Below are 23,784 nucleotides of genomic sequence, written 5' to 3' on the forward strand. Positions count from 1 at the left end.
TTCAACATACTCTGGCTCAATAATAGTTGTACGACGTCTTATCTACTGTGTTCGACTGCGCTCGGTCTCACAAAAAAAATAAACGGAGATACCCTCTATGACGAGCATTCCTTCGGTCGAAGGCAAAGCTGCGGCACCCGCACAAAACCGATTCTCACGAGTACTCAAACTGCTGGGCCCCGGCATTATCGCGGTGCTGTCCTGGCTGGGCGCAGGTGACCTGATCACCTCATCCGTGGCCGGTGCCAATTACGGTTACGCAATGATGTGGGTGCTGGCGGTCTCTCTGCTCTTGAGATACCTGATCGTCAACATCATCGCTCGCTTCCAGCTGTGCAATAACCAGGGCATGACCATCCTGCAAGGCTATGCGCAGCTGAATCCGTTTTTCGCCTGGTTCATGTTGGTCTACGCCCTGCTGATGGGGCACTTGATGAACGCCTACATGATCAAAGGGGCAGGTGAGTCGCTGGCGATGCTGTTGAAAATCGACCAGCCACTGTTGTGTTCACTGGCGGTGGTGCTCGCGGTGTGGATGCTGGTGGGGCGTAATATTTATTCGATGATCGAAGGCGTGATGAAGGTGTTGCTGGCGATCATGACCTTGGCGTTCATTGCCCTGGCCGTGATGTCCGGCCCCGATGTCGTCGGCATCGTCAAAGGCACCATCGGTTTCAGTATTCCGCCGGATGAAGGCGTGCATGGCGCGTTGCTGGTGGCGGTCTCGGTGATCGGCGCGGTGGCCGGTTCGATTGCCAACTTCGTCCATCCTTACGTCATGCGCCAAAAGGGCTGGACAGGGCCGCAACACAAGCGCGTGCAACGCAACGATTTGCTGTTCGCCGTGTTCGTCGGGATCGTCATCAACCTGGCCATCTGGATCGTCGGCGCGGAAATCCTGCGGCCCAACGGCATCGAGGTGAAGACCCTGGCCGACCTGGGCAAGGCGCTGGAAATTTTCTTCGGCCCGATCGGTTGGTACGTATTCTTCATCGGCGTATTCGCCACGCTGTTTGCCAGTATTTCAGGCAAGACCACCGCGTTCCCGATGCTGATTACCGATGCCTTCCAGCACGTTCTTCCTGAGCGTCGCGAGAAGTACGGCAAAGAGTTTCACCATGATCCGATGCACAAATGGTTCATGCTGTTCATCCTTGTGACTCCGTTGATCTGGTCGTTGCCAGGCATGCCGGATTTCGTGACCCTGACCATTGGTGTCAGCGCGCTGAACATCATTGGCCTGCCGGTCATTTCCCTGGGCCTGCTGATCATGTCCAACCAGAAATCGTTGCTGGACAAGAAATATCGCAACAACCTGTTTGAGAACGTGGCACTGCTGTTTGCCACTGGCCTGGCGCTGTGGGTCGCCTTCCAGTTGGGTGTCGATCTGTTTACCTGACATCGAGTCGCCGAGGGGATGCAATGTCCCCTCGGCAGCGATGGCTCAGTCAGTCACCGAACCCTGCGGTATTCTACCGGCGAAACTGTCCACCAGGCTCGCCACCACCATTTCTCCCATGCGTGTGCGGGTCTGCAACGTCGCACTGGCGCGATGCGGTTGCAGCACCACGTTTTCGTTGGCGAACAGCGCCTCGGGTACATTCGGCTCATCGACAAACACATCCAGCGCCGCACCCGCGATTTCATGAGCGGCGAGCGCCGCCACCAGATCGGCCTCGTTGACCAGTTTGCCCCGCGCGACGTTGATCAGGTATCCGTCCTTGCCCAGCGCCTGCAACACATCGGCATTGATGATCGCCTCAGCTTGATCGGCGGCGGCCGCGAGAATCAGCGCATCGCTTTGGCTGGCGAGTTGCTTCAGATCGGCGACAAAGGTGTGGCTCACATCGCTCATCGGTTGCAGATCGGTGTAACTGATCGGGCAGCCAAACGCGGCAGCCCGGGTCGCCACTGCACGACCGACCCGGCCCATGCCGACGATGCCGATGCGCATGCCGGACACCTGACGTGCCAGCGGCAGCGGAGCCAACGGCGTTGGACTCTGGGGCCATTCGCCCGAACGCACATAGCGATCACTCGTGCACAGTCCACGGCACACGGCGATCAACAAGCCGATGGCCAGGTCAGCGACATCCTCGGTCAGTGCGCCGATGGTGGCGGTCACGCGGATCCTGCGATCCCTGGCATACGCCAGGTCCACCGCATCGGTGCCGACACCGTTGACCGCGATCACTTCCAGTTTGGGCAGCTGCGCCATGAGTGCCTGGCTGATCCCCGTGTGCCCGCCAGTGATTACCCCGCGAATGTTTGCGCCGTGCTCCTGGATATAAGCCTGCTTGTCGGCCTGCTGGAAGTAACGTCTGACGGTGAACAGCTGATCGAGCCGCGCGTTGATTTCAGGGATCAGGATCGGGCTGAGCTGCAAGACTTCTGGCTTCATGTGGACCTCGTGACAGAATAAAAAAGCCGGTTTAACCGCGACCGGCAAACGGCATGGCACTGGCCATGACGGTCATGTTCAGGACGTTCGCTTCCAGCGGCAGGCCGGCCATGTAGCGCACGGCATCGGCCACGTGCTTGACGTCGACCATCGGCTCGACAGCGATGGTGCCGTTGGCCTGGCGCACGCCTTTGGTCATGCGCACCGACAGATCGGTCAGGGCGTTGCCGATGTCGATCTGGCTGCAGGCGATGTTGAATTCGCGGCCGTCCAGGGCCAAGGATTTGGTCAGTCCCAACACCGCGTGTTTGCTGGCGGTGTAGGCGCTGCTGAACGGGCGAGGGGTATGCGCCGAGATCGAGCCGTTATTGATGATGCGTCCGCCTTGTGGCTGTTGTCGGCGCATCATTCCGAAGGCACCACGGGCGCAGAGGAAAACACCGTTGAGGTTGGTGTCGATCACGTTGCGCCACTGCTCGAAGCTCAGCTCATCCAGCGGCACCGCAGGGGCGTTGATCCCGGCGTTGTTGAACACCACATCGAGGCGTCCGTAAACCTCGCTGATGGTTGCAAACAGCGCATCGACACTGGCCGGGTCGCGCACATCCGTGGGCACCGCCAACGCTTGGTGCCCCTCGCTGTGCGCCAGTTCGACCACCGCCTGCAACGGCTCTGGTCGGCGTCCGGCCAAGACCAGGGTGAAACCGTCGGCCATCAGGGCCAGGGCCACGGCGCGGCCGATGCCACTGCCGGCGCCGGTGACCAGGGCGACTTTCAAAGGACTGTTCATGTTGTTATCTCCTTTTCGATTTATGAGGGCATGTACCGGGCTCAAGGCCGCTGGCCGACACGCATTTCCAGTTGGCCGATGCCGTCGATCCCGGCGTTGATGATGTCACCTGGTTGCAGCACATCGACGCCTGACGGGCTGCCGGTCATGATCAGGTCGCCGGCCCGCAGGGCTACCGACTGCGAGATACGGCTAATGATTTCACTCACTGACCAGATCTGGCTGTCGAGGCTGTCGCGCTGGCGCTCTTCGCCGTTGACGCTCAGCCACAAATCGCCGTCAGGGTGCCCGGCACGAGTGATCGGCACGATGGCCGTCATCGGCGCGGCGCCGTCGAACACCTTGGCACCTTCCCACGGCATACCGTTGCTCTTGGCGGCGCGCTGCACATCGCGCCGGGTCAGGTCCAGCCCGGCAGCGTAGCCCCAGACATACGCCAGCGCCTGGCTCTCCGGAATGTTGGCGCCGCCTTCGCCGATGGCCACGACCAACTCGATTTCGTGGGCAAACTCTTCGGTCAGCGGCGGGAAAGTCACTTCACCGGAAGCATCCACCACTGTGCTCGCCGGTTTCATGAAGAACACCGGTGGCTGGCGAGACTGGCCCTGGGTGTCTGGCCAAGGGTAGTTGCGGCCGACGCAAAATACCCGGCCAACGGGAAAGCGCTGCGGGCTGCCGGCAACTGGCAGGGTTACGGGCAGATCCGGGGTAAACACGTATTCGGTCATGGTCATTTTTGTAGTCGTCCGGTTAGTCACGTCAGCGTACGGCGGCATTCTTTTGCAAAGTTGGACGAATGCCGCCTCGTGTTGGAGAAAAACGCTTTTTTCCGGCTTAGCGCACCTTGAGTTCGATGCGATACAAGCGGCCAAGCAGCAGCGAATAGGACAAGGTTCCGATCAGCGCTACGCCGCCAATGAACCAGAATGCGTAGGCAAAGGAGCCCGTTGCGTGGACGATGCCGCCAATCACGATCGGAGTAACAATCCCGCCGATATTGGCCGCCAGGCTGGTGACCCCGCCGGTGAGGCCGATCAACTCTTTGGGCGCGACTTCCGACACTGCGGCCCACGACGATGAGGCGATGCCCTGGGCGAAGAAAGCGATGGTCAACACGGCAATGCAGATCACGTTCGAATCGGTGAAATTCACCAGCACAATCGACATGCCCAGCATTGAGCCGACCACCAGTGGCAACTTGCGCGCAAAGGACATGGAATAGCCCCGGCGTATCAGCAGGTCGGAGACGATACCCGCCAGCAAAATGCCCACCGTGGCACCCACGAACGGTAGCACCGCGAAGATCCCGGCTTTGATCATGGTCAGCTTGCGTTCTTCGATCAGGTAGGTCGGGAACCAGGTGAGAAAGAAGTACAGTGCCGAGGTGCTGGCGAACTTGCCGATGCAAATCGCCCAGATCTGCCGATAGCTGAACAGCTCGGCGATTTGCCGCCAGTTGAACCGGGTGCGTTCCTGACTGCTCTTGACCAGGCCACCGCCGGATTCGATGTACTTCAACTCTTCCTTGCTGACCTTTTTGCAGCTCAGCGGATCGCGGTACACGCACAGCCAGATCACTCCGAATACGATGCCGAGTATCCCGGTGCTGTAGAACACATGACGCCAGTCATAGGTCGTCGCCAGCCATAACAGCACGCCGGTAAACAACGCCGTGCCCAGATATTGGCCGCACACGTAAATGCTGCTGGCCAGACCGCGTTCGCGAGCCGGGAACCACACCGTCACCGCACGGCTATTGGCCGGGAAGGCCGGCGCTTCCATGGCGCCGACGGCCAGGCGCAGCCCGAACAGCGAGGCAAATCCCGTGGCAAAGCCCTGGCACACGGTGACCGTCGACCAACTGATCAGCGACACCCCGTAAGTGAACCGCGACCCAAAGCGATCGGCAATGAACCCGGCGGGTACCAAAGCGAGGGCGTAGGTCCAGGCAAACGCGGAAAAAATCAGGCCCATTTCAATCTTGTCCAGGCCCAGGTCCTTGGCCATGAACGGTGCGGCAATCGAGATGTTCACGCGGTCGATGTAGTTGATGATGGTCGCAATCAGCAGCAACGACAGCATGAACCAGCGCCGACGGGTTGGCAGGCGCTGAGTCTGTACGGCGTCCCGGGCGCCGATACTCACCGACGACGCGGTGGACGGGGAGGTTTGCGAGTTCGACATGGATGGACCTTTTTATTGTTAGAAAATCGAGATGTTCGCGCGCAGCCGAAACCGAAGCCCCCAGTACCGGGGCAGGGCAATCGTTGCTTGAATGGGAGGCGCGGACAGCTGCTGTCAGGCGCTCAGGTACGCCTTCGGACAGGGCTGGTCGGGGGAGGAGTCGCGGGGAAAAAAAGTCGGTTCATGAGTGCGCACCTTTTGATTGTTTTTGGAAGATCGGGCTGCATTGGCTGCCACAGTGGTCGTACAACATTTCAAAATCAACGGAGGTGTTAGAACGTTTTTTCCTCTGAAAATAGGGATTATTGAGGGTGTCCAAGAAAACGGCGGTCCGCTCATTTCCAGGTTTGTTGCTTAAATTGTCGATAACTAGCTGTTATATATAGATAAAATAATTGTGATCGCACTTTGCTTTTTGGACAGGCGATAGAGAGCACACGGGCTCAATTAATTCGTTGAAAGCCATGGTCATCCTATGACAGGTTGAAATCTGCCGATGTGCACCGTCACAATCACCCACGTCGCCGCCAGCATCTCGGCGCGACGACAACCTGCCCATGCACCTGTCGAGGATCCTCAGGAAATGTCGTCACCGAGTCGAGTCCCCACCTATGTCATGCAGCAGCGCAGCGAACTGACGGATTTCTACATCCGCGATAAAAAGGGCCGGCGCGCCGAAACCAGTCCGCATCGCCACGAGTATTTCCAGATTCAGGTCAACCTCGGTGGCGACACCGTGCAGCACATTGGCAACGTCGAACGTCCGTTTCCGCGCAACACGCTGGCGTTTATCCTGCCGCATCGCGTGCACGTGATTCCGCACCCGGCCGACAGCAATTTCATGGTGATCAATTTTTCCCAGACCTTTCTGCTGCCGCACTTGCAGTGCGACCCGATGGATCTTGAGGAAGTCTCGATTCTGCTGGCCCCGGAGTTGTCGCCGTTCCGCTTCCAGGAACATCTGGACTTCATCCTCGGCGATGAGGATTTCAACAAAGTCTGTGGCCTGATCGAACAGATGCGCGTGCTGGACGAAAACCGCCAGTTCGGCACTCGCGAGATGCTCAAGGGCCTGCTGCTGCAATTGGTGGGAAGCGTCTGCGCCCTGTATGCCGAGCCGCTGAAACGCCTGGCCGAAGAGAATGCCGCCGAGGTCAGCCGACGCGATGCGTTGAGCAGGATGTCGGAATACTTGCGCAAGAACATCGCCGACCCTGACCTCAACCTGATCAAGGTGGCTGCGGCGACCTACCTGTCACCGACGTACCTGACGCACTGGCTGCGCAAGGAAATCGGCAAGACCTTCACCGAGCTGGTGCTCGAACGCCGGATGCACGCTGCGCGCAATTATTTGCTCAATGGAACCCGGCCGGTGGGGGAGGTGGCGAGGTTGTGCGGTTTCGCCGACGAGGCGTATTTCTCGCGACGCTTTCGGCAGATCCACGGCCAGCCTCCAGGGCAATTCAGACGCCAGCAGCTCAATCCGGATACGCCGCAATCGCCGTCCAATACGTGACCTTCAGAGGCAGCGCGCGTGATGCGGGGCTACGAACCAGCCGCCTATCTCCAGCTTCCTGCCACTCCGACGCAACGAATGCCACGCCAGGCCCTCATATAAAGACGAGCGAAGCCTTTGCTGTACGTAGGCACTGGCCAATTGCGGTTTTACTCCGACAATAGGTAATTGTTTTATGACGGCTGCTGAAAAGAACCAAGTGACCTGGCTGGTCGAGCAATCCATGCTGCATGCGGCAAAACAACGGGCCAAGTTGTATTCCGGGCAAGGCCGGCTGTGGCAACAACCGTATGCGCATACGCGGCCCCGGGATGCTTCGGCCCTGGCGTCGGTGTGGTTCACCGCGTACCCGGCCTCCATCGTGACCCGTGAAAATGGCACGGTGCTGGAGGCGTTGGGGGATGAAACCCTGTGGCATGCACTGTCGAGAATCGGTATCCAGGGCATCCACAACGGGCCGCTGAAGATGTCCGGTGGCCTGACGGGGACTGAACACACGCCGACGATTGATGGCAATTTCGACCGCATCAGTTTCGAGATCGACCCGCAACTGGGCACCGAGGCCCAGCTTCAGGCGCTGACCCGCATGGCCGCTGCGCATAACGCGGTGATCATCGATGACGTGATCCCTTCGCACACCGGCAAAGGCGCGGATTTCCGCCTGGCCGAGATGGCGTATGAGGATTATCCGGGCCTGTACCACATGGTCGAGATCCGTGAAGAAGACTGGTCGCTGCTGCCGGACATCGCCGAAGGCCGCGATGCCCAGAACCTCAGCCCGGCGCAGGTCGATGTGCTGAGGGACAAGCATTACATCGTCGGGCAATTGCAGCGTGTGATCTTCTTCGAGCCGGGGGTCAAGGAAACCGACTGGAGCGCCACCGATGTCGTGATCGGCGTCGACGGCAAGCCACGGCGCTGGGTCTACCTGCATTACTTCAAGGAAGGGCAGCCCTCGCTGAACTGGCTGGACCCGACCTTCGCCGCGCAGCAAATGATCATCGGCGATGCGTTGCATGCCATCGATGTCATGGGCGCGAAGATTCTGCGCCTGGACGCCAACGGTTTCCTCGGCGTGGAGCGCAAGCTCGACGGCACTGCCTGGTCTGAAAGCCATCCGTTGTCGATCACCGGCAATCAGTTGCTCGCCGGGGCGATCCGCAAGGCCGGTGGTTTCAGTTTCCAGGAACTCAACCTGACCGTCGACGACATCGCTGCGATGTCGCATGGCGGTGCCGATCTCTCGTACGACTTCATCACGCGTCCGGCTTACCAGCATGCGCTGTTGATGGGCGATACCGAATTCCTGCGCCTGATGCTGCGACAGATGCACACCCAGGGCATCGATCCGGGCTCGCTGATCCATGCGTTGCAGAATCACGACGAACTGACCCTGGAACTGGTGCACTTCTGGACGTTGCACGCCCACGACACCTACCTCTTCCAAGGCCAGACCTTTCCCGGCAGCATCCTGCGTGAGCACATCCGCGAGCAGATGTACGAACGCCTCGCCGGCGAGCACGCGCCGTACAACCTGAAATTCGTCACCAACGGCGTGTCCTGCACCACCGCGAGCATCATCACTGCCGCGCTGGGGATTCGTGACCTTGATGCGATTACCACCGCCGATATCCAGCAGATTCGCCAGGTGCATTTACTGTTGGTGATGTACAACGCCATGCAGCCGGGCGTGTTCGCGCTGTCGGGTTGGGATTTGGTCGGTGCGCTGCCGTTGCCGGCGGAACAGGTTGAACATCTGATGGGCGACGGTGACACCCGTTGGATTCATCGCGGTGCCTATGACCTGGTGGACCTCAACCCGGATGCGCCGTTGTCGGCCGGGCAAATGCCGCGACCGAAGACGCTATACGGCAGCTTGCCGAGCCAGTTGAAAGACCCGGATTCGTTCGTCTCGCAACTGCGCAAAATCCTCGCCGCACGTCGCGCCTACGACATCGCCGCCAGTCGCCAGATCCTGATCCCGGACGTCGAACATCCAGGGCTGCTGATCATGGTCCACGAATTGCCGGCCGGCAAAGGCACGCAAATCACCGCGCTGAACTTCGGCTCGACGCCGATCACTGAGACCCTGCACCTGCCCAATATCGCGCCGGGGCCGGTGGTCGACATCATCAATGAACGGGTCGAAGGTGATCTCACGCCTGAGGGCGAGTTCACCATCACGCTGGATGCGTTCGAAGGTCTGGCGCTGCGGGTGGTGAGCACTTCGCCGATGCTTTAGTGCTGCGCAACCAAGGTTGAGGTGGTTGTGAAGAGGGGGGTTGAAGCAACGGGGATTATCCCGTTGCGACGGCGTTCATGGAATCGGACAACACACTGGACGACGATGCGCATCATCCAGTGCGCCGCGCGTTTACAGGATGTTGAGCGGATAGCTGATGATCACCCGATGCTCATCGCTGTCCCGTTGTGTGGACACTTCTGTACGCAACGAGGCATGACGCAGGGCGATGCTCAGGTCCTTCAGCGGTCCTTGCTGAATGACATAGCTCACCGTCAGGTTACGTTCCCACTCGCTCTTGTCGCCTGTCGGGGTGCGAATGTTCGAGCCGCTTTCGTACATGCCCAGGAAGCTCAGGCCCGGAACCCCGACCCTGGCGAAATCATAGCCATAGCGAACCTGCCAAGTGGTTTCCCCGGCGCGCTGGAACTTGCCAATCATCGATTCCGTCATGAAGTAAGCGGTGGAACCGTCACCCTGGTTCAGCCAGACCGCGTCACTGTCGCCGCTGACTTGCTGCAGGCCGGCGGCAAAAGTGTGGCCGTTCACCAGGTAGGTGAATTGTGCGCTGTCCAGGCGACTGTCGACTTTGCCCTTGGTAACGCCATTGCCGTAGTAGCCGAAGGTGTAGAAGTCCGGATCATGCCCGTTGGCGCCATCGGAACGGTTGTCGAAGTGACGCAGATCGGTACGCAGGGTGCCGGGGCCAACTTGCCAATCGTATTTCAGACCCAGGAAGTTCTGTTTGTAAAAGTCCTGCAGGTTGCCGTAGTAGTACTGCAACGTCAGGTCTTTGGTTGCTTTGTAGTCCACGCCGCCGTAATAGAACTTGTTGACGAACTCACCCGTCTGCGCGTTGTTTGCACCGGGAATCGACATGCCCATCTGGTTGCTCGAACCGCGACCTTTGACGTGCTCCAGCTGGCCTAGGGTGAAGGTGAAGTTTTCCAGGTCCTTGGACTGAATCTGCCCGCCATTGAAGGTTTGTTGCAGCATGCGGTCGGTGGACATCACCACCGGCAGCATCGGCACCAGCGTGCCGTATTTCAGTTCGGTGTTGGAGAACTTCGCCTTGGCCGTCAGGCCCAGGCTGCCGAACTCATCCACGGCACGGCCGTCGCTGTCAGTCGGGAAGACGTTGCCGTTGAAGGCCGTACTTTGCGGGTTGTAGTGCCGACCTTTGCCAGAGTCCAGCCGCACCCCGAACATGCCAATCGCATCCACACCGAAACCGACGGTGCCCTGAGTAAAGCCCGACTGAAAGTTGGCGATGAAACCCTGGCCCCATTCCTGTGTGTAATTGGGGTCGGCCGCGCCGCTGCGGTTATCGGCATTGCTGAAAAAGTTACGCGCCAGCACGCTGAGCTTGCTGTCTTCCACCAGGCCGGCGGCGTAACCCTGTTGAGCGATAATCAGGCCGCAAATGCCGGCCACTACTTTAGGTGCGCGATTGAAAAGCTCCATCGGAGTCATCCCCATGAGTTGTCGAATGTTGTGAGAGGCAGTCAAAAGCGGCAGTAGACGTTTTTATTGTTTTTCAGGAGCGACGGTGGCCGGTGAAACGTTCAGTTTCACGGGCGGCAAGCGGTACAGGATGAACAACGCCAATACGCCGAGGCCGGCACACAGCAGCAGGCCGACGCCCACTGACTGGGCCAGTGCATCACGGGCCAGGTTCAGCCATTGCGGGTGTTCGAGCAGGGCGGTGTCGGGGCGCAACAGGACCTGCGGATCGGCGTACAAAATCAATTCGTCGAGGTGCCCTTGGGCAATGAACAGTCGTTGCAGGTTGGCGCTGTACAGCAGGTTGACCAACACCCCCATTCCCGCCGTCCCCAGCAAACCACCGACCAGGCGCAGCGATTGGGTCAGCGCGGTGGCGATGCCGAGGAACTGGCGTTCGGCGAGGGTCTGGGTGAAGACCGTCAGGTTCAGCAGGATGAAACCCAGGCCAAGGCCCGCCAGCAAGATCAAGCCGAGTAGCGCATTGAACGAAGCACCGCGTCCGGCGAAGGCCAGTCCGAGGCAAGCCAGCAGCAGCGCGACAAAACCACCCAGCGGCAACAGGTTTGGATTGCGCAAGCGGGTGACGATGCGACTGTTGACGATGGCGCCGAGGGTGATGCTCAACGCCAGTGGCGTAATCAACAGGCCGGCATCCTGCGGCGAGTAGCCGTAGCTGCCTTGCAGTAACAGCGGCAGATAGAACAACAGCGAAAACATGATCGCCCCGGCTGCCATCGACAGCAGGAACAACAGGCGCATGCTTGGCAATCCGAGTAACGCCGCCGGCAGCAGCGCGTGTTGGCAGCGTCGTTCCCAGTGCCATAGGGCGAGGGTTGCCGCGATGCAGCTCAGTCCCAGTGCCGCGCTCAGGATCAGGCTGGAATGGCCCAACCATTCGACGAACAATTGCAGGCTGCCCAACGCCAGGGCGATCAGCAACGCGCCGGGCCAGTCGAGGCTGATTTTTGCGCGCTGCTGCGGGCGGTAATAAGGCAGATAGCGCCAGGCAAAAAACAGCGCCAGGCAACCCAGCGGCAGATTGATATAGAACACCGAACGCCAACCGTAGGCCCCGGTCAGGTAGCCGCCCAGCCCCGGCCCGATAGCGTTGACCACACTGAACAAGGCACTGAGCAACATCTGCCAGCGCAGGCGTTGGCGGGTGTCGGGAAACAGTTCCGGAATGCAGGCGAACGCGGTGCCGATCAGCATGCCGCCGCCAACGCCCTGCAAGGCGCGACCGATCACCAGCCACAGCATGTCACTGGCCACGGCGCAGACCAGCGATGCCAAGGTGAAGATCACGGTAGCGGCGATGAGGAAGGGTTTGCGTCCGTAGTAATCGCCCAGTCGGCCGAAAATCGGGATGGTGACGATGGACGCCAGCATGTACCCCGTGGCTACCCACGCGTAAAGCTCAAACCCCTTGAGCTCGGCGACGATGCTCGGCAAGGCGTTGCCGATTACCGTCTGGTCGAGCGCCGAAAGCATCAGCACCAGCGAGATGCCGAGCATCGCCAGCAACGCTTGCCGAAAGCTCAGGGGCGGGTGGGTTGCCACGCTCATCGCCGGCTCCTCAGCTCAACGCCGCAACGGCAGCGGCAATCCGTGCGCAGCCTTCGTCGAGGGTCTTGATGTCGGTGGCGATCGACATCCGGAAGAACGGCGCGAGTCCATACGCGGTCCCGGCCACCACGGCCACTCCCTGACTTTCCAGCAGGTACATCACCACGTCGTAATCGGTGTCCAGGCGTTTGCCTTGAGCCGTCGATTTGCCCAGCAAACCCGAGCAGTTCACGTAGAGATAGAAGGCGCCATTGGGTTTGCGGCAACTCAAGCCATCAATGGCGTTGAGCAGGTCCAGGCAACGATCACGGCGTTGCTGATACACCGCCACGCTTTGCTTGACGAAAGTCTGGTCGCCGTTGAGCGCCTCGACCGCTGCCGCCTGGCTGACCGAGCAAGCGTTGCTGGTTGATTGCGATTGCAGGGTCGCCATGGCGCCGATCAGGTCGGCCGGGCCGGCGGCATAGCCGATTCGCCAGCCGGTCATGGCGTAAGTCTTGGACACGCCGTTGACCACCAGCGTGCGCTCGGTCAGTGCCGGTTCGATAGCGAGGATGTGCGGGTTCTCCAGGCCTTCGTAGCGAATGTGTTCGTAGATGTCGTCGGTCATCAGCAATACGTGCGGATGGTCGAGCAGCACATCGGCCAGGGCGCGCAGTTCGGCGGCGCTGTAGCTGGCGCCGGTCGGGTTGCTTGGCGAGTTGAGCAGCAGCCAGCGAGTGCGTTCGGTGATCGCGTCGCGCAGTTGCTCCGGAGTCAGCTTGAAGGCGTTTTCTTCCGGGCAGGCGAGGGTCACCGGTTCACCTTCGCAGGCCAGCACCATGTCCGGGTACGACACCCAATATGGCGCCGGAATCAGTACTTCATCGCCCGCGCCGAGGGTGGCGGCGAAGGCATTGAAAATCGCACTCTTCGCGCCACTGGTGACCAGAATCTGATTCGCGCTGTAAGTCAGGCCGTTTTCCCGTGCCAGCTTGTCGACAATCGCCTGACGTAATTGCGGGGTGCCGGCATTTTGCGTGTAGCGGGTTTCGCCCCGTTCGATGGCTGCGCTGGCCGCTTGCCGAATATGCACCGGGGTATCGAAGTCCGGCTCACCGACCACCAGATTGATGATGGATTTGCCCTGCCGGCGAAGTTCGTTCGCACGGTCGGAAGCGGCGCTGCTGGGAGACGGCTTGATGCGTTGCACACGGGCGGCGATGCGGGAGGCGGTCACGTGTCGTTCCTCGTTATGACGTTGACGAGGTCCTACAGTACGAGCCGCTAACCGGGCAGCCATAAGACGAGATCGTTCTGGTCGGATAGGAATCGCTTATGGCTGGAACTGAACAGTGCTTGCACCAGGTTGGTGCGATCAAGCCTGTATGCCCGAGACGGGGGTCGACTGACGTCGCCACATTCCAGCCATAGCAAAGCCTTATGGTTGAGACGCTAAACCTGTAGGAGCAAGGCTTGCCCGCGAAGAGTGCAGCGCGGTTTTTCAGGTATCACGCGTCATCGTTCTTCGCGGGCAAGCCTCGCTCCTACGGGTTCCGGGATCGGCTGGCCTGGCTCTTGCTAAAGCCTGTGGGTTGTCTCCCTTTTTCGAGCAAGAGCATCGCCACCGTGAACCTGCGCCGTTTGAAGTATTTCGTGAAACTCGTCGATATCGGCAGCATGACCCAGGCCGCCGATGTGCTGCATGTCGCGCAACCGGCATTGAGTCAGCAACTGGCCACGCTGGAAGCGGAACTGCAGCAGCAATTGCTGATTCGGACCAAACGCGGTGTCACTCCGACCGAGGCGGGGAAGGTGCTCTACGGCCATGCGCAAATCATTCTGCGTCAGTGTGAGCAGGCCCAGAGCGACATCAATGCCACGGGACATGCGTTGTCTGGGCAGGTGTCGGTGGGTTTGGCGCCGGGCACTGCCGCATCGACACTTTCCCTGCCGCTGTTGCGCCGGGTGCGCGAGCGCCATCCGGGGATTTTGCTGTACCTCAATGAAAACTTCGGCACCACCTTGAGCGAGCTGATCATGAACGGCCGGATGGACATGGCGGTGCTTTACGGCGGGCGGGAAGTGCATGGCCTGAGCTTCATTTCGCTGCTGCGCGAACACCTTTATCTGGTGAGCGCTGATCCGGCGGTCAGCGCGCTCGACGAGATTCCCCTGGCCGAACTCGCAGACATGGACATGCTCCTGCCGCGCCCTTACAACGTCATGCGGCGGTTGGTGGATGAAGCCTTCCAGCGCATCGGCATGAGCGCGCGGGTGGTGGCGGAAATCGAATCGTCGATCACCCTGACCGCCGCCGTTGCCGAGCACTTCGGCTCGACGATCCTGCCCGAATCATCGGCGCGGGTGATGGTGGCGGCTACCTCGATGCACATGTGCCGGATTGTCGAGCCCGAAGTCGAAGCGCCGCTGGCGCTGTGTCTGTCCGGTCACCTGCCGCTGTCCGTGCCGGCCCAGGCGGTCAAGGCGATCCTGCTGGAACTGGTGGCGGAGATGCGCGGCAGCCTGGTCTGAGCAGTCATAAGGACGGCTTATTACCCCAAAGCCAAAGCGTCTTGGTCGTCTTCGGACGGGCTCGCTACATTGACCCCATCCACTCAAGACAGCTCGACAGGCAGGGGCCCACGCATGGATTCAGAACGCATCAAGGGGTTGATCGATTTGCTCGCCGAATCCGATCTGCTCGAACTGAGTCTGACCGAAGGCGACAGTACGATTCGCCTTTTCAAGCAGGCCGGAACAGTCGTGGCAACCGAGGCGCAGGCCGATCCATTGCCGTTACCCACCGAGCAATCAGCGAAGGTGGCGACCCCGTCGGTGACGGCCACGGAGATCAAGGCCAGCCTTTACGGCGTGTTGCATCTGACGCCGGCCGCCGGGGAGCCACCCTTTGTGGTTGTCGGCGATCAAGTTGAAGCGGGACAAACCCTGGCGGTCCTCGAAGCGATGAAAATGTTCCACCCGGTCAAGGCCAAAACCGCCGGCCGAATCAGCGCGATCCTTGCCCAGAGTGGCGTCGAAGTCGAAGCCGGTCAGTCGTTGTTCCGACTCGGTTGATCCCACGCTCTTACGTTTTCAGGTGAATTCAATGTTCGACAAAGTGCTGATCGCCAACCGTGGCGAAATCGCCCTGCGCATTCAGCGTGCCTGCCATGGCCTGGGGATACAAACCGTGGTCGTGCACTCCGAGGCGGATCGTCACGCGCAGTATGTGCAAAACGCCGATCAGGCCCTGTGCATCGGGCCGGCGTCACCCAGCCAGAGTTATCTGAACCAGGCAGCGCTGCTGTTTGCGGCCAAGGTCAGCGGCGCCCAGGCGATTCATCCGGGTTACGGTTTTCTGTCGGAGAACGCCGGGTTCGCCGAGCGCATCGAGGCCGCCGGGCTGACCTTTATCGGGCCGAGCGCCGCGTGCATTCGCACCATGGGCGACAAGGTCGCGGCGAAACGGGCGATGCGTGAAGCCGGCGTACCGTGCGTGCCGGGGCCGGATTCGGTGATGCCCACCGACGATGCCAGCATTCAGGCGATTGCCCGTGAAATCGGTTACCCGGTGATCGTCAAGGCTGCCGGCGGTGGCGGTGGACGTGGCATGCGCGTGGTGAAAGAACAGGGCGAGTTGCTCGACGCCATCGCCCTGACCCGCGAAGAGGCACGGCTGGCTTTCGGTAATCCAGAACTCTACATCGAGAAGTTTCTCGGCCATCCCCGGCACGTGGAAATCCAGGTGTTGTGCGATGCGCATGGTCACGCGATCTGGCTCGGTTGCCGCGATTGCTCGTTGCAACGCCGGCACCAGAAAGTCCTGGAAGAAGCGCCGGCGCCAGGCATCGATCCTGAGTTGATTGCCAAGGTCGGTGAACGCTGTGCAGCGGCCTGCCGGCAGATCGGCTATCGCGGAGTCGGCACCTTCGAATTTCTGTATGAGGATGGAGAGTTCTTCTTCATCGAGATGAACACCCGGCTGCAAGTCGAACACCCGGTGACGGAGATGACCACCGGCATCGACATCGTCCAGCAGCAATTGCGCATGGCCCGCGGCGAAGTACTGGAGCTGCGTCAGCAAGACGTGCAACTCAACGGTCATTCCCTGGAGTGCCGGATCAATGCCGAAGACCCGATCACCTTTATGCCGACGCCAGGGCTGATCCAGCGCTGGGAAGTCCCCGGTGGTTTTGGTGTGCGGGTCGACTCCCACGTCACCACCGGTTACCGGGTTCCGCCGTACTACGACTCGATGGTGGCCAAGGTCATCACCCATGGCGCGACGCGCGATGAGGCCATGGCCCGTATGCGCCTGGCCCTCAGCGAACTGGTCGTGGAAGGCATCTCGACCAATATCCCCTTGCACCGGGACATTCTCGACGACCCGGCGTTCTGCGCTGGCGGCGTAGACATTCATCACCTGGAGCGCTGGTTGCAGCAACGGAGTCCGACATGAGTACTGCATCTGAATCGCCGCGTCCGCACATCAGTCTGCTGGGGTCCACGGCCTTGTTGTTCGAAGCGCCGGGTGAACTCGATCTGGCGCCGCAACAACGTATCTGGAGCCTGGCGTTGCAGGCAGGGGAATGGGCCGAGATCCACGAAGCGGTTCCCGGCATGAACAACTTGATGCTGACTTTCATCAAACCGCCGCGAGACCTCAACGGGTTGTGCGAGCGATTGATCGAGGCCTGGGAAACCAGTCAGCCGCTGCCACTCGAAGGGCGCATCGTTGAATTGCCGGTGGTCTACGGCGGCGAGTTCGGCCCACACATGAACGACGTGGTCGCGCACACCGGGCTCGACATCGAAACCATTGCCAACCTGCATTGCGAGCCGTTGTACCCGGTATACGCCTTGGGCAGCCACCCCGGCTATTGCTACCTCGGCGGCATGGATTCGCGCCTGGCCACGCCACGGCGCCAGGTGCCGGTGATCAGCATCGCCGCCGGCTCGGTGTCGATTGGCGGGGTGCAGACCGGTGTTTCCGCCTCGGCCGGCCCCAGCGGCTGGAACACCATTGGCCGTACCGAAATGTCGTTTTTTGACCCGACCCAAAACCCGCCGGCCATGCTGCGTCCGGGCGATATGTTGCGCTTGCGCATCGAGAGGATCATTCGATGATCGAGATTTTATCCGCCACGGCCCTGGCCACGGTACAGGACTTCGGCCGCTTTGGCAGCCTCGGTTACGGCGTCGGAACCTCCGGCGCGATGGACCATTTGGCGCTGGCGTTGGGCAATCTGCTGTTGGGTAATCCCGAGGACGCGGCGGCCATCGAAATCCCGCTGTTCCCGTTCGACGTACGGTTTGTCCAAGACTGCGCTTTTGCGGTGACCGGCGCGGCTTGCGAGGCATCCCTCGACGGTCAGCCATTGCCACCGTCCTGGGTGATGCAGGCGCGGGAAGGCCAGGTGCTTAGCCTTGGCTTTCCGACGTCAGGCAGCCGCGCTTACCTGTGTCTGGCCGGCGGTATCGACGTACCGCAGGTGCTGGGCTCGCGCAGCACTCAATTGCGCGGTGAGTTCGGTGGCTTGCAGGGGCGAGCCTTGCAGCAGGGCGACCGGATTTCGGCGCTGCGTCCAGGCGTGAGTGCGCTGCCTACGGATTTCGGCGTGGTATCCCCGAATCAGGCGTTGGCGTTGCAACTCGATGGATTGCCGGCCATGCGTGTGCTGCCTGCGGCGCAATACGAGTGCTTTCTGGAGGAATCCCGGGCGGCATTCTGGTCTGGAGAGTGGAAGGTCACGACCCAGAGCAACCGTTACGGTTATCGGCTCGAAGGCGCGCCGATCTTGCCCAAAACGCCAATGGAAGTCCGCTCCCACGGCATCGTCCCCGGCGTGATTCAAGTGCCCCACGGTGGCCAGCCGATCATCCAGATGCGCGACGCACAACCGAGCGGCGGTTACCCGAAATTCGGCACGGTGATCGAGGCCGATCTGTGGCGCCTGGGTCAGGCGCCGATTGGCAGCAAGGTGCGGTTTATCGAGTGCAGCTATGCCGAAGCCGTTGCGGCCCTGGAAGACAATTCGCGCTATCTCGCGGAGGTCAGCCGCTTGGTCGATCTTCACGGGCTGGCCTCGCGTTAAGGACATTAAGACATGACAAATCAGGAAATCCGCCAGTTGGCGGTGTGGCTCAAGGAGACCCACCTGGCTGGCGCGGAAATCCGCCGTCCGGGGCTGCATTTGCTGCTCAAGCGAGGTGTTGACGAGGTCGCGGCACCCCTTCAAATCGCCACACCCATCGCGCCAAAGGTTACAGATGAATGGCTGTTGAAGACCCCCGGCCTCGGCCAGTTGCTGCTGACGCATCCGCAACAGAACGAGGTGCTGGTGTCAGTTGGCAGTCGAGTGGAGCAAGGGCAACTGGTGGCGTTGCTGCAAGTCGGTGATTTGCTGCTGCCGGTGCGCAGCCAGAAGGCAGGACGGCTGGCGGCGGTGTTGACGGTGTGCGGCACGACCGTCGGCTATGGCGAGGCGTTCATGCGCCTGACGGCCTGAAGCCCAACCCCCACGTAGCAGCTGCCGAGCCTGCGAGGCTGCGTTCGGCCGCGCAGCGGTCGTAGTCCGGCGAATAGGGTTTACCTGAAATAACGCGGTGACAGGTTTAACGACCGCTGCGCGGCCGAACGCAGCCTCGCAGGCTCGACAGCTGCTACGGGTGTTGAAGACGGATGAGAGGAGACGTGATGAAGATTGATTTGAATGCTGATCTGGGCGAGGGCTTCGGCCCGTGGCGCATGGGTGAGGATGAAGCGTTGATGAGCCTGATCTCATCGGCCAACGTGGCGTGCGGTTTCCATGCCGGTGATCCGCTGATCATGGACAACACCGTGCGCCTGGCCAAGGCCGGCGGCATCGATCTGGGCGCCCATGTGGGTTTTCCCGACTTGATGGGGTTTGGCCGGCGGCAGATGAACATCGAGCTCAAGGAACTGGCGACCTACGTGATTTATCAGCTCGGCGCGCTGGCCGGGATGGCGGCGGTCAATGGCCACCGCATGACGCACATGAGCTTTCACGGCGCGCTGGGCAATATGGTCGCCGCCGATGCGGCGTTGGCAGAGCCTTTGGTGCGCGCGGTGGCAGCGTTCGATCCGACACTGATCATCAGCTCATCGAGCAGTCGTGCCATCGAGAACGCTGCTGACAAATGTGGGCTGCGGGTCGCCACGACGTTTCTGGCCGATCGCGCCTATGACGATGACTGCCTGCTGGTGCCGCGCAAGGTGCCGGGCTCGGTGATCAAGGAGCCGGCGGCCGTGTTGCAACGGGTTCGCCAGTTGCTGGAGGAGGGCAGCGTGACCAGCCTGAATGGCAAGCACATCGCGGTGCCGGCGCATTCGATCCTGTTGCATGGCGATACGCCTGGAGCGGTGGAACTGGCCCGCACCATCCGTCGAGAAATCGAGCTGGCAGGTGGTTCTATCACGCCGATTTCGCAGCTGTTGGCGTAACGGTTGCACGGTCATAAGCAGGGCTTATTGCCACACAGTCATTCCGTCTTGGTCCACGGCTTCAGGGCTGGATAGAGTCGAAGTCATCGCGATCACCGAGTGATCCGCACACGTAATACGAGGACAACGTCATGCCATTTTCAGATTACAAAACCGCGCTGGTGACCGGCGCTTCTTCCGGGATTGGCGCCGCCGTCGTCGAACGCTTGTGTCAGGAAGGCGTGCAAGTGCATGCATTGGCCCGCAGCGCCGACAAGCTGCAAGAGCTGGCGGCCAAGACCGGCTGTATCGCACACGCCATCGATGTCACTGACCTCGCCGGGCTGACTCGTCTGTTCGAAACCCAGCAGTTCGACATCCTGGTGAACAACGCCGGGGTCGATAAGCCGGGTTCGATTCTCAAGGCAGACGCCGAAGGCATCGACTTGCTGATTGACGTCAACCTGCGCGCGGTCCTGCACCTGGCGCGCCTGGCGCTGCCGGGGATGGTTGAACGCGACTGCGGCCACATCATCAACATCAGTTCGATTGCTGCCGCGTACAACTTCGGCGGCAACTCCACTTACCACGCAACGAAAGCGGCGGTGAGCATGCTCTCGCGGCAACTACGCATCGACGCCTTCGGCAAGCGGGTGCGGGTCACCGAGATCTGTCCTGGGCGAGTGGCCACTGACATCTTCGCCCACGTTCATGGTGACTCTGAAGAGACCTACAAGCGCTTCGTCGAAGGCTTCGAGCTGCCCCAGGCCAAAGACATCGCCGACGCCATCGCCTTTGCCATCGCCGCACCGATTGCGGTCAACGTCGGGCACATGGAAATCACCCCGACCCTGCAAGTGCCCGGCGGTCTTTCGACAGCCCGTCCACAGGATTACCAGGGCTGAGTTCCCCTGCGAAAGACGCCTGCCAGAAGAACGGAACAATCCGTCATGCCGTACCCACGCCACGCCTGTCGCTGGCGACTTATTTCTGCCCTAGCCCAATGCCGATAGGGATTGACCATGAAGCATGACTTCGATTTGGCCGCGGTTCTGCAAGGCGAATATGCCGAGCTGATCGTCAAGGGCATCGAAACGACTCTACAGCTGGCGCTGTTCGCCTGGCTGCTGGCAATGGCCCTCGCGCTGTTGCTGGTGACCGTGCGCCTGACCGGCAACAAGCTCGCTGATCGTCTGGTGGCCGGTTACGTGTCCTATCACCGCAACGTGCCGACGCTGGTGCAATTGATGCTTTGGTACTTCGGTGTGCCGACGTTGCTGAGCGAATCCACCCAGCTGTGGTTGGCGAACTACAGCACCGAATACCTGTTCTCGGTGATTGCGCTGGGACTGTGTCAGGCCGCGTATTTCTGTGAAGACATCCGCAGCGGTTTGCGCGCCATTCCGGCCGGGCAGACCGAAGCGTCCCGGGCGCTGGGGCTGGGTTATGTGCGCTCGATGCGCTACGTGATCCTGCCGCAGGGTGTGCGTAATTGCCTGCCATCGCTGATCAATCACACGGTGCTGTTGTTCAAGAACACCAGCCTGGCCATGGCCATCGGCGTGGTCGAGCTGACGTATGCCACCCGCGAAGTCGAGAACTACACCTTCCGCACGTTCGAGTCCTACCTGGTCGCCACGGTGTTTTACCTGGTCTTTTCACTGTTGTTGATGGGGCTCGGCGCGCTGTTGGCGCGACGCTTCAACAAAGCGCTGGCGAGGTAGACGACGATGTTCGATCTCTTTTCGATTGTGCAGCAGAACTGGACGTTGTTTCTGATCGGTCAGTACCCGCACGGCCCGTTGGGTGGCTTGGCCAGTACCTTGATTCTGGCGGCGCTGGCGCTGTTGCTGGCGTTCCCGTTCGGGCTGCTGCTGGCGCTGGCCAGGGTGTCCCCGTGGACCGGGTTGCGCTGGGCAGCGACGGTCTGGGTCTATGTGCTGCGCGGTATTCCGCTGCTGATGGTGATTTTCTGGACCTACTTCCTGGTGCCGTTGCTGATCGGCCACAACATCACCGGGTTCGTCACGATGCTGTGCACCCTGGTGATCTACCAAAGCGCCTACCTGTGCGAAATCATTCGCGGCGGCATCCAGGCATTACCGCCGGGTCAATACGAAGCATCCCGGGCGCTGGGCCTCGGTTACCTGCGCACGACGATCTGGGTGATTTTGCCGCAGGCGCTGTACAACGCGTTGCCGAGCCTGATCAGCCAGTTCATCTCGATCATCAAGGAAACCTCGCTGGGCTATGTGATCAATGTCCAGGAAGTGACCTTCGCCGCCAACCAGGTCAACAACCAGCTGCTAACCAAGCCGTTCCAGGTGTTTTTCATCCTGGCGATCATCTACTACCTGCTCTGTTTCGGCCTGACCCATCTGGCCGGCTGGGTGGAGCGCCGTATCGCTCGCAAGCGTCTGGGCAACGGCGGTCCGGCCGTGGCCGCCGACCCCTTGCTGGCCATCGATAATTGAAGAGGGTTGCGCCCATGCATCCAATGATCATGTTTTCGAACATCAACAAATGGTACGGCGAGTACCACGCGCTGACCGACATCACCGCCGAAGTGAAACCCGGTGAAGTGGTGGTGCTGTGCGGCCCGTCCGGTTCCGGCAAGTCGACGTTGATCCGCACGGTCAATCGCCTGGAAGACATTCAGGACGGTCAGATCCTGTTCGACGGCCAGGATGTGCACGGCACCGATGCGCACATCAATCGACTGCGCAGTCGGGTGGGTTTTGTGTTCCAGAGTTTCAACCTTTTCCCGCATTTGTCGGTGCTGGAAAACATCACCCTGGCGCCCAGCAAAATCCGCAACCTGAAAGGTTCGGCTGCCAAGCAGCAAGCCATGCAATTGCTGGATAGGGTCGGGTTGGCGCACAAGGCCGGCGCCTATCCGGCACAGCTCTCCGGCGGTCAGCAGCAGCGGGTGGCCATCGCCCGGGCGTTGGCGATGGAACCGCCAGTCATGTTGTTCGATGAACCCACCAGTGCGCTGGACCCGGAAATGGTCGGCGAAGTGCTGAGTGTGATGAAGGGCTTGGCCAAGGAAGGCATGACCATGATGTGCGTGACCCACGAGATGAACTTTGCCCGTGAAGTCGCCGACACCATCTGGTTTATGGACGCGGGTCAGATTCTGGAAAAGAGCACGCCCGAAAGCTTCTTCAATCAGCCCGCGCATCCGCGCGCGCAACGCTTTATTGCCGACCTGCGCGCTCATTGAGCCGCAGCGGTTTTGCTCACTCTGCCATCCGACTTTCCCCTTCCCGGAGTTTATCCATGCGTATGAAGCATCTGTTTGTCACGCTGGCGTTAGGTCCTTTGGCTGTTGCGGTCGCGCAGGCCGATCAATTGAGCGACATCATGGCCAAGAAGTCGTTGAGCTGCGGCGTATACGCCGACGTGCCGCCGTTCTCGGCACCCGATCCGAAGACCCGCGAACTGGTGGGCATGGACGTCGATTTGTGCAAGGCCCTGGCCAAGACCATGGGCGTCGAACTGGAACTCAAGCCGCTGTCGGTGGAAGCACGAATTCCTGAAGTGAAAATGGGCCGTGTCGATGTGATCTTCGCCAACCTGGCCTACACCAAGACTCGCGCCGAACAGATCCAGTTCAGCGACCCGTACTACATCGCCAAGGAAACCCTGGTGGTGCGCGCAGTCAACGTCGATCAGCCGAAAAGCTTCTTCAAGGACAAGCGCATCAGTTCCACCAAAGGCTCGACGTCCGAGCAGTCGATTCGACTGGCCGGGGCCACGCCGGTGACGTTCCAGGACACCGGCTCGGCTTACATGGCCTTGCAGCAAAACAAGGTCGTGGGGCTGGTGACCAACACCATGACTGCGTTGAAACTGGTCGGCCAGGCAAAGGAAAGTGGCGTCGAACTGGCACTGGCCAAGGAGCCGATGGCGCTTGAGCCGATTGGCGCCGGCATGCGTCGTGATGAGCCGGCGTTCCTCGCCAAGGTCAACGAATCCTTGGCATCAATGGAGAAGGCCGGGGAGATCGATGCGATCTGGGACCGCTGGATCGGTCCGAACACCGCGTACAAAATGGTGCGTGAGGACAAGGTGCAAAGCCTCAGCAGTTTGAAGTTCGATCCGTTGCCTTAAACTCGAATCAACGTCATTGCAGTGCAATGATCAAAAC

22 protein-coding genes are annotated in these 23,784 nt (G+C 60.5%); 15 read left to right on the plus strand and 7 right to left on the minus strand.

Features of this window, described 5'->3' with window-relative positions:
• The first annotated feature begins 97 nt into the window (after positions 1 to 97).
• Positions 98 to 1,399, plus strand: a complete 1,302-nt coding sequence (locus LOY68_RS11075) for an Nramp family divalent metal transporter (protein ID WP_265044590.1) — start codon at positions 98 to 100, stop codon at positions 1,397 to 1,399.
• A gap of 45 nt (positions 1,400 to 1,444) precedes the next feature.
• Here the strand turns inward: LOY68_RS11075 and LOY68_RS11080 are convergent, their stop codons facing one another.
• The 4 genes from LOY68_RS11080 to LOY68_RS11095 form a co-directional block, all read right to left on the minus strand.
• Positions 1,445 to 2,401 carry a 2-hydroxyacid dehydrogenase gene (locus LOY68_RS11080; RefSeq protein ID WP_265044592.1) on the minus strand — a complete coding sequence of 319 codons (957 nt, stop codon included), beginning with the start codon at positions 2,399 to 2,401 and terminating at the stop codon, positions 1,445 to 1,447.
• A gap of 31 nt (positions 2,402 to 2,432) precedes the next feature.
• Positions 2,433 to 3,191, minus strand: a complete 759-nt coding sequence (locus tag LOY68_RS11085; protein WP_265044593.1) for an SDR family oxidoreductase — start codon at positions 3,189 to 3,191, stop codon at positions 2,433 to 2,435.
• 41 nt (positions 3,192 to 3,232) lie between these two features.
• Positions 3,233 to 3,925 carry a fumarylacetoacetate hydrolase family protein gene (locus LOY68_RS11090; protein WP_265044595.1) on the minus strand — a complete coding sequence of 231 codons (693 nt, stop codon included), beginning with the start codon at positions 3,923 to 3,925 and terminating at the stop codon, positions 3,233 to 3,235.
• A 100-nt stretch (positions 3,926 to 4,025) separates the two neighbouring features.
• On the minus strand, positions 4,026 to 5,375 hold the full coding sequence (locus LOY68_RS11095; protein WP_054615416.1) for an MFS transporter: 1,350 nt from the start codon (positions 5,373 to 5,375) through the stop codon (positions 4,026 to 4,028).
• Positions 5,376 to 5,958: 583 nt separating this feature from the next.
• On the opposite strand from LOY68_RS11095, the gene LOY68_RS11100 reads away from it, so the two are divergent.
• Both LOY68_RS11100 and treS read left to right on the plus strand, forming a co-directional pair.
• Positions 5,959 to 6,891, plus strand: a complete 933-nt coding sequence (locus LOY68_RS11100) for a helix-turn-helix transcriptional regulator (RefSeq protein WP_163909378.1) — start codon at positions 5,959 to 5,961, stop codon at positions 6,889 to 6,891.
• A 175-nt stretch (positions 6,892 to 7,066) separates the two neighbouring features.
• Positions 7,067 to 9,133: a maltose alpha-D-glucosyltransferase gene (treS, locus tag LOY68_RS11105; RefSeq protein ID WP_265044597.1), complete on the plus strand. Its 2,067-nt coding sequence runs from the start codon at positions 7,067 to 7,069 to the stop codon at positions 9,131 to 9,133.
• A gap of 132 nt (positions 9,134 to 9,265) precedes the next feature.
• Here the strand turns inward: treS and LOY68_RS11110 are convergent, their stop codons facing one another.
• The 3 genes from LOY68_RS11110 to LOY68_RS11120 all read right to left on the minus strand — a co-directional run bounded on the left by LOY68_RS11110 (position 9,266) and on the right by LOY68_RS11120 (position 13,424).
• Positions 9,266 to 10,597, minus strand: coding sequence for an OprD family porin (locus LOY68_RS11110; RefSeq protein WP_265044599.1), 1,332 nt, complete (start codon positions 10,595 to 10,597; stop codon positions 9,266 to 9,268).
• Positions 10,598 to 10,660: 63 nt separating this feature from the next.
• The gene (locus tag LOY68_RS11115; RefSeq protein ID WP_265044600.1) at positions 10,661 to 12,205 is read right to left on the minus strand and encodes an MFS transporter; all 1,545 of its coding nucleotides are present in this window, start codon (positions 12,203 to 12,205) and stop codon (positions 10,661 to 10,663) included.
• A gap of 10 nt (positions 12,206 to 12,215) precedes the next feature.
• Positions 12,216 to 13,424: an aspartate transaminase gene (locus tag LOY68_RS11120; protein ID WP_265044602.1), complete on the minus strand. Its 1,209-nt coding sequence runs from the start codon at positions 13,422 to 13,424 to the stop codon at positions 12,216 to 12,218.
• A 389-nt stretch (positions 13,425 to 13,813) separates the two neighbouring features.
• Here LOY68_RS11120 and nac point away from each other — a divergent pair, with 389 nt between their 5' ends.
• The 12 genes from nac to LOY68_RS11180 all read left to right on the plus strand — a co-directional run bounded on the left by nac (position 13,814) and on the right by LOY68_RS11180 (position 23,747).
• The gene (nac, locus tag LOY68_RS11125; RefSeq protein ID WP_265044604.1) at positions 13,814 to 14,719 is read left to right on the plus strand and encodes a nitrogen assimilation transcriptional regulator NAC; all 906 of its coding nucleotides are present in this window, start codon (positions 13,814 to 13,816) and stop codon (positions 14,717 to 14,719) included.
• A 114-nt stretch (positions 14,720 to 14,833) separates the two neighbouring features.
• The gene (locus tag LOY68_RS11130) at positions 14,834 to 15,262 is read left to right on the plus strand and encodes an acetyl-CoA carboxylase biotin carboxyl carrier protein (RefSeq protein WP_163909384.1); all 429 of its coding nucleotides are present in this window, start codon (positions 14,834 to 14,836) and stop codon (positions 15,260 to 15,262) included.
• A gap of 31 nt (positions 15,263 to 15,293) precedes the next feature.
• Positions 15,294 to 16,646 (plus strand): acetyl-CoA carboxylase biotin carboxylase subunit, encoded by a 1,353-nt coding sequence (gene accC, locus LOY68_RS11135; RefSeq protein WP_265044606.1) that lies wholly within the window; start codon positions 15,294 to 15,296, stop codon positions 16,644 to 16,646.
• Positions 16,643 to 17,314 (plus strand): 5-oxoprolinase subunit PxpB, encoded by a 672-nt coding sequence (gene pxpB, locus LOY68_RS11140; RefSeq protein ID WP_265044607.1) that lies wholly within the window; start codon positions 16,643 to 16,645, stop codon positions 17,312 to 17,314. The genes accC and pxpB overlap by 4 nt, the downstream gene beginning before the upstream one ends.
• Positions 17,311 to 18,282 (plus strand): biotin-dependent carboxyltransferase family protein, encoded by a 972-nt coding sequence (locus LOY68_RS11145; protein WP_265044609.1) that lies wholly within the window; start codon positions 17,311 to 17,313, stop codon positions 18,280 to 18,282. Before pxpB ends, LOY68_RS11145 begins: the two co-directional genes overlap by 4 nt.
• A gap of 12 nt (positions 18,283 to 18,294) precedes the next feature.
• Positions 18,295 to 18,696, plus strand: a complete 402-nt coding sequence (locus tag LOY68_RS11150; RefSeq protein ID WP_265044610.1) for a biotin/lipoyl-containing protein — start codon at positions 18,295 to 18,297, stop codon at positions 18,694 to 18,696.
• A gap of 188 nt (positions 18,697 to 18,884) precedes the next feature.
• Positions 18,885 to 19,652 carry a LamB/YcsF family protein gene (locus LOY68_RS11155; RefSeq protein ID WP_265044612.1) on the plus strand — a complete coding sequence of 256 codons (768 nt, stop codon included), beginning with the start codon at positions 18,885 to 18,887 and terminating at the stop codon, positions 19,650 to 19,652.
• 131 nt (positions 19,653 to 19,783) lie between these two features.
• Positions 19,784 to 20,536 carry an SDR family oxidoreductase gene (locus tag LOY68_RS11160; protein ID WP_265044614.1) on the plus strand — a complete coding sequence of 251 codons (753 nt, stop codon included), beginning with the start codon at positions 19,784 to 19,786 and terminating at the stop codon, positions 20,534 to 20,536.
• A 117-nt stretch (positions 20,537 to 20,653) separates the two neighbouring features.
• Positions 20,654 to 21,355 (plus strand): amino acid ABC transporter permease, encoded by a 702-nt coding sequence (locus tag LOY68_RS11165; RefSeq protein WP_018609115.1) that lies wholly within the window; start codon positions 20,654 to 20,656, stop codon positions 21,353 to 21,355.
• A 6-nt stretch (positions 21,356 to 21,361) separates the two neighbouring features.
• The gene (locus tag LOY68_RS11170; RefSeq protein ID WP_265044617.1) at positions 21,362 to 22,105 is read left to right on the plus strand and encodes an amino acid ABC transporter permease; all 744 of its coding nucleotides are present in this window, start codon (positions 21,362 to 21,364) and stop codon (positions 22,103 to 22,105) included.
• 23 nt (positions 22,106 to 22,128) lie between these two features.
• Positions 22,129 to 22,857, plus strand: a complete 729-nt coding sequence (locus LOY68_RS11175) for an amino acid ABC transporter ATP-binding protein (RefSeq protein ID WP_265045762.1) — start codon at positions 22,129 to 22,131, stop codon at positions 22,855 to 22,857.
• 56 nt (positions 22,858 to 22,913) lie between these two features.
• Positions 22,914 to 23,747 carry an ABC transporter substrate-binding protein gene (locus LOY68_RS11180; protein ID WP_265044619.1) on the plus strand — a complete coding sequence of 278 codons (834 nt, stop codon included), beginning with the start codon at positions 22,914 to 22,916 and terminating at the stop codon, positions 23,745 to 23,747.
• Positions 23,748 to 23,784 lie beyond the last annotated feature (37 nt).

This window comes from Pseudomonas sp. B21-053 (assembly GCF_026016365.1).
GTDB classification, from domain to species: Bacteria; Pseudomonadota; Gammaproteobacteria; order Pseudomonadales; family Pseudomonadaceae; genus Aquipseudomonas; species Aquipseudomonas nunensis.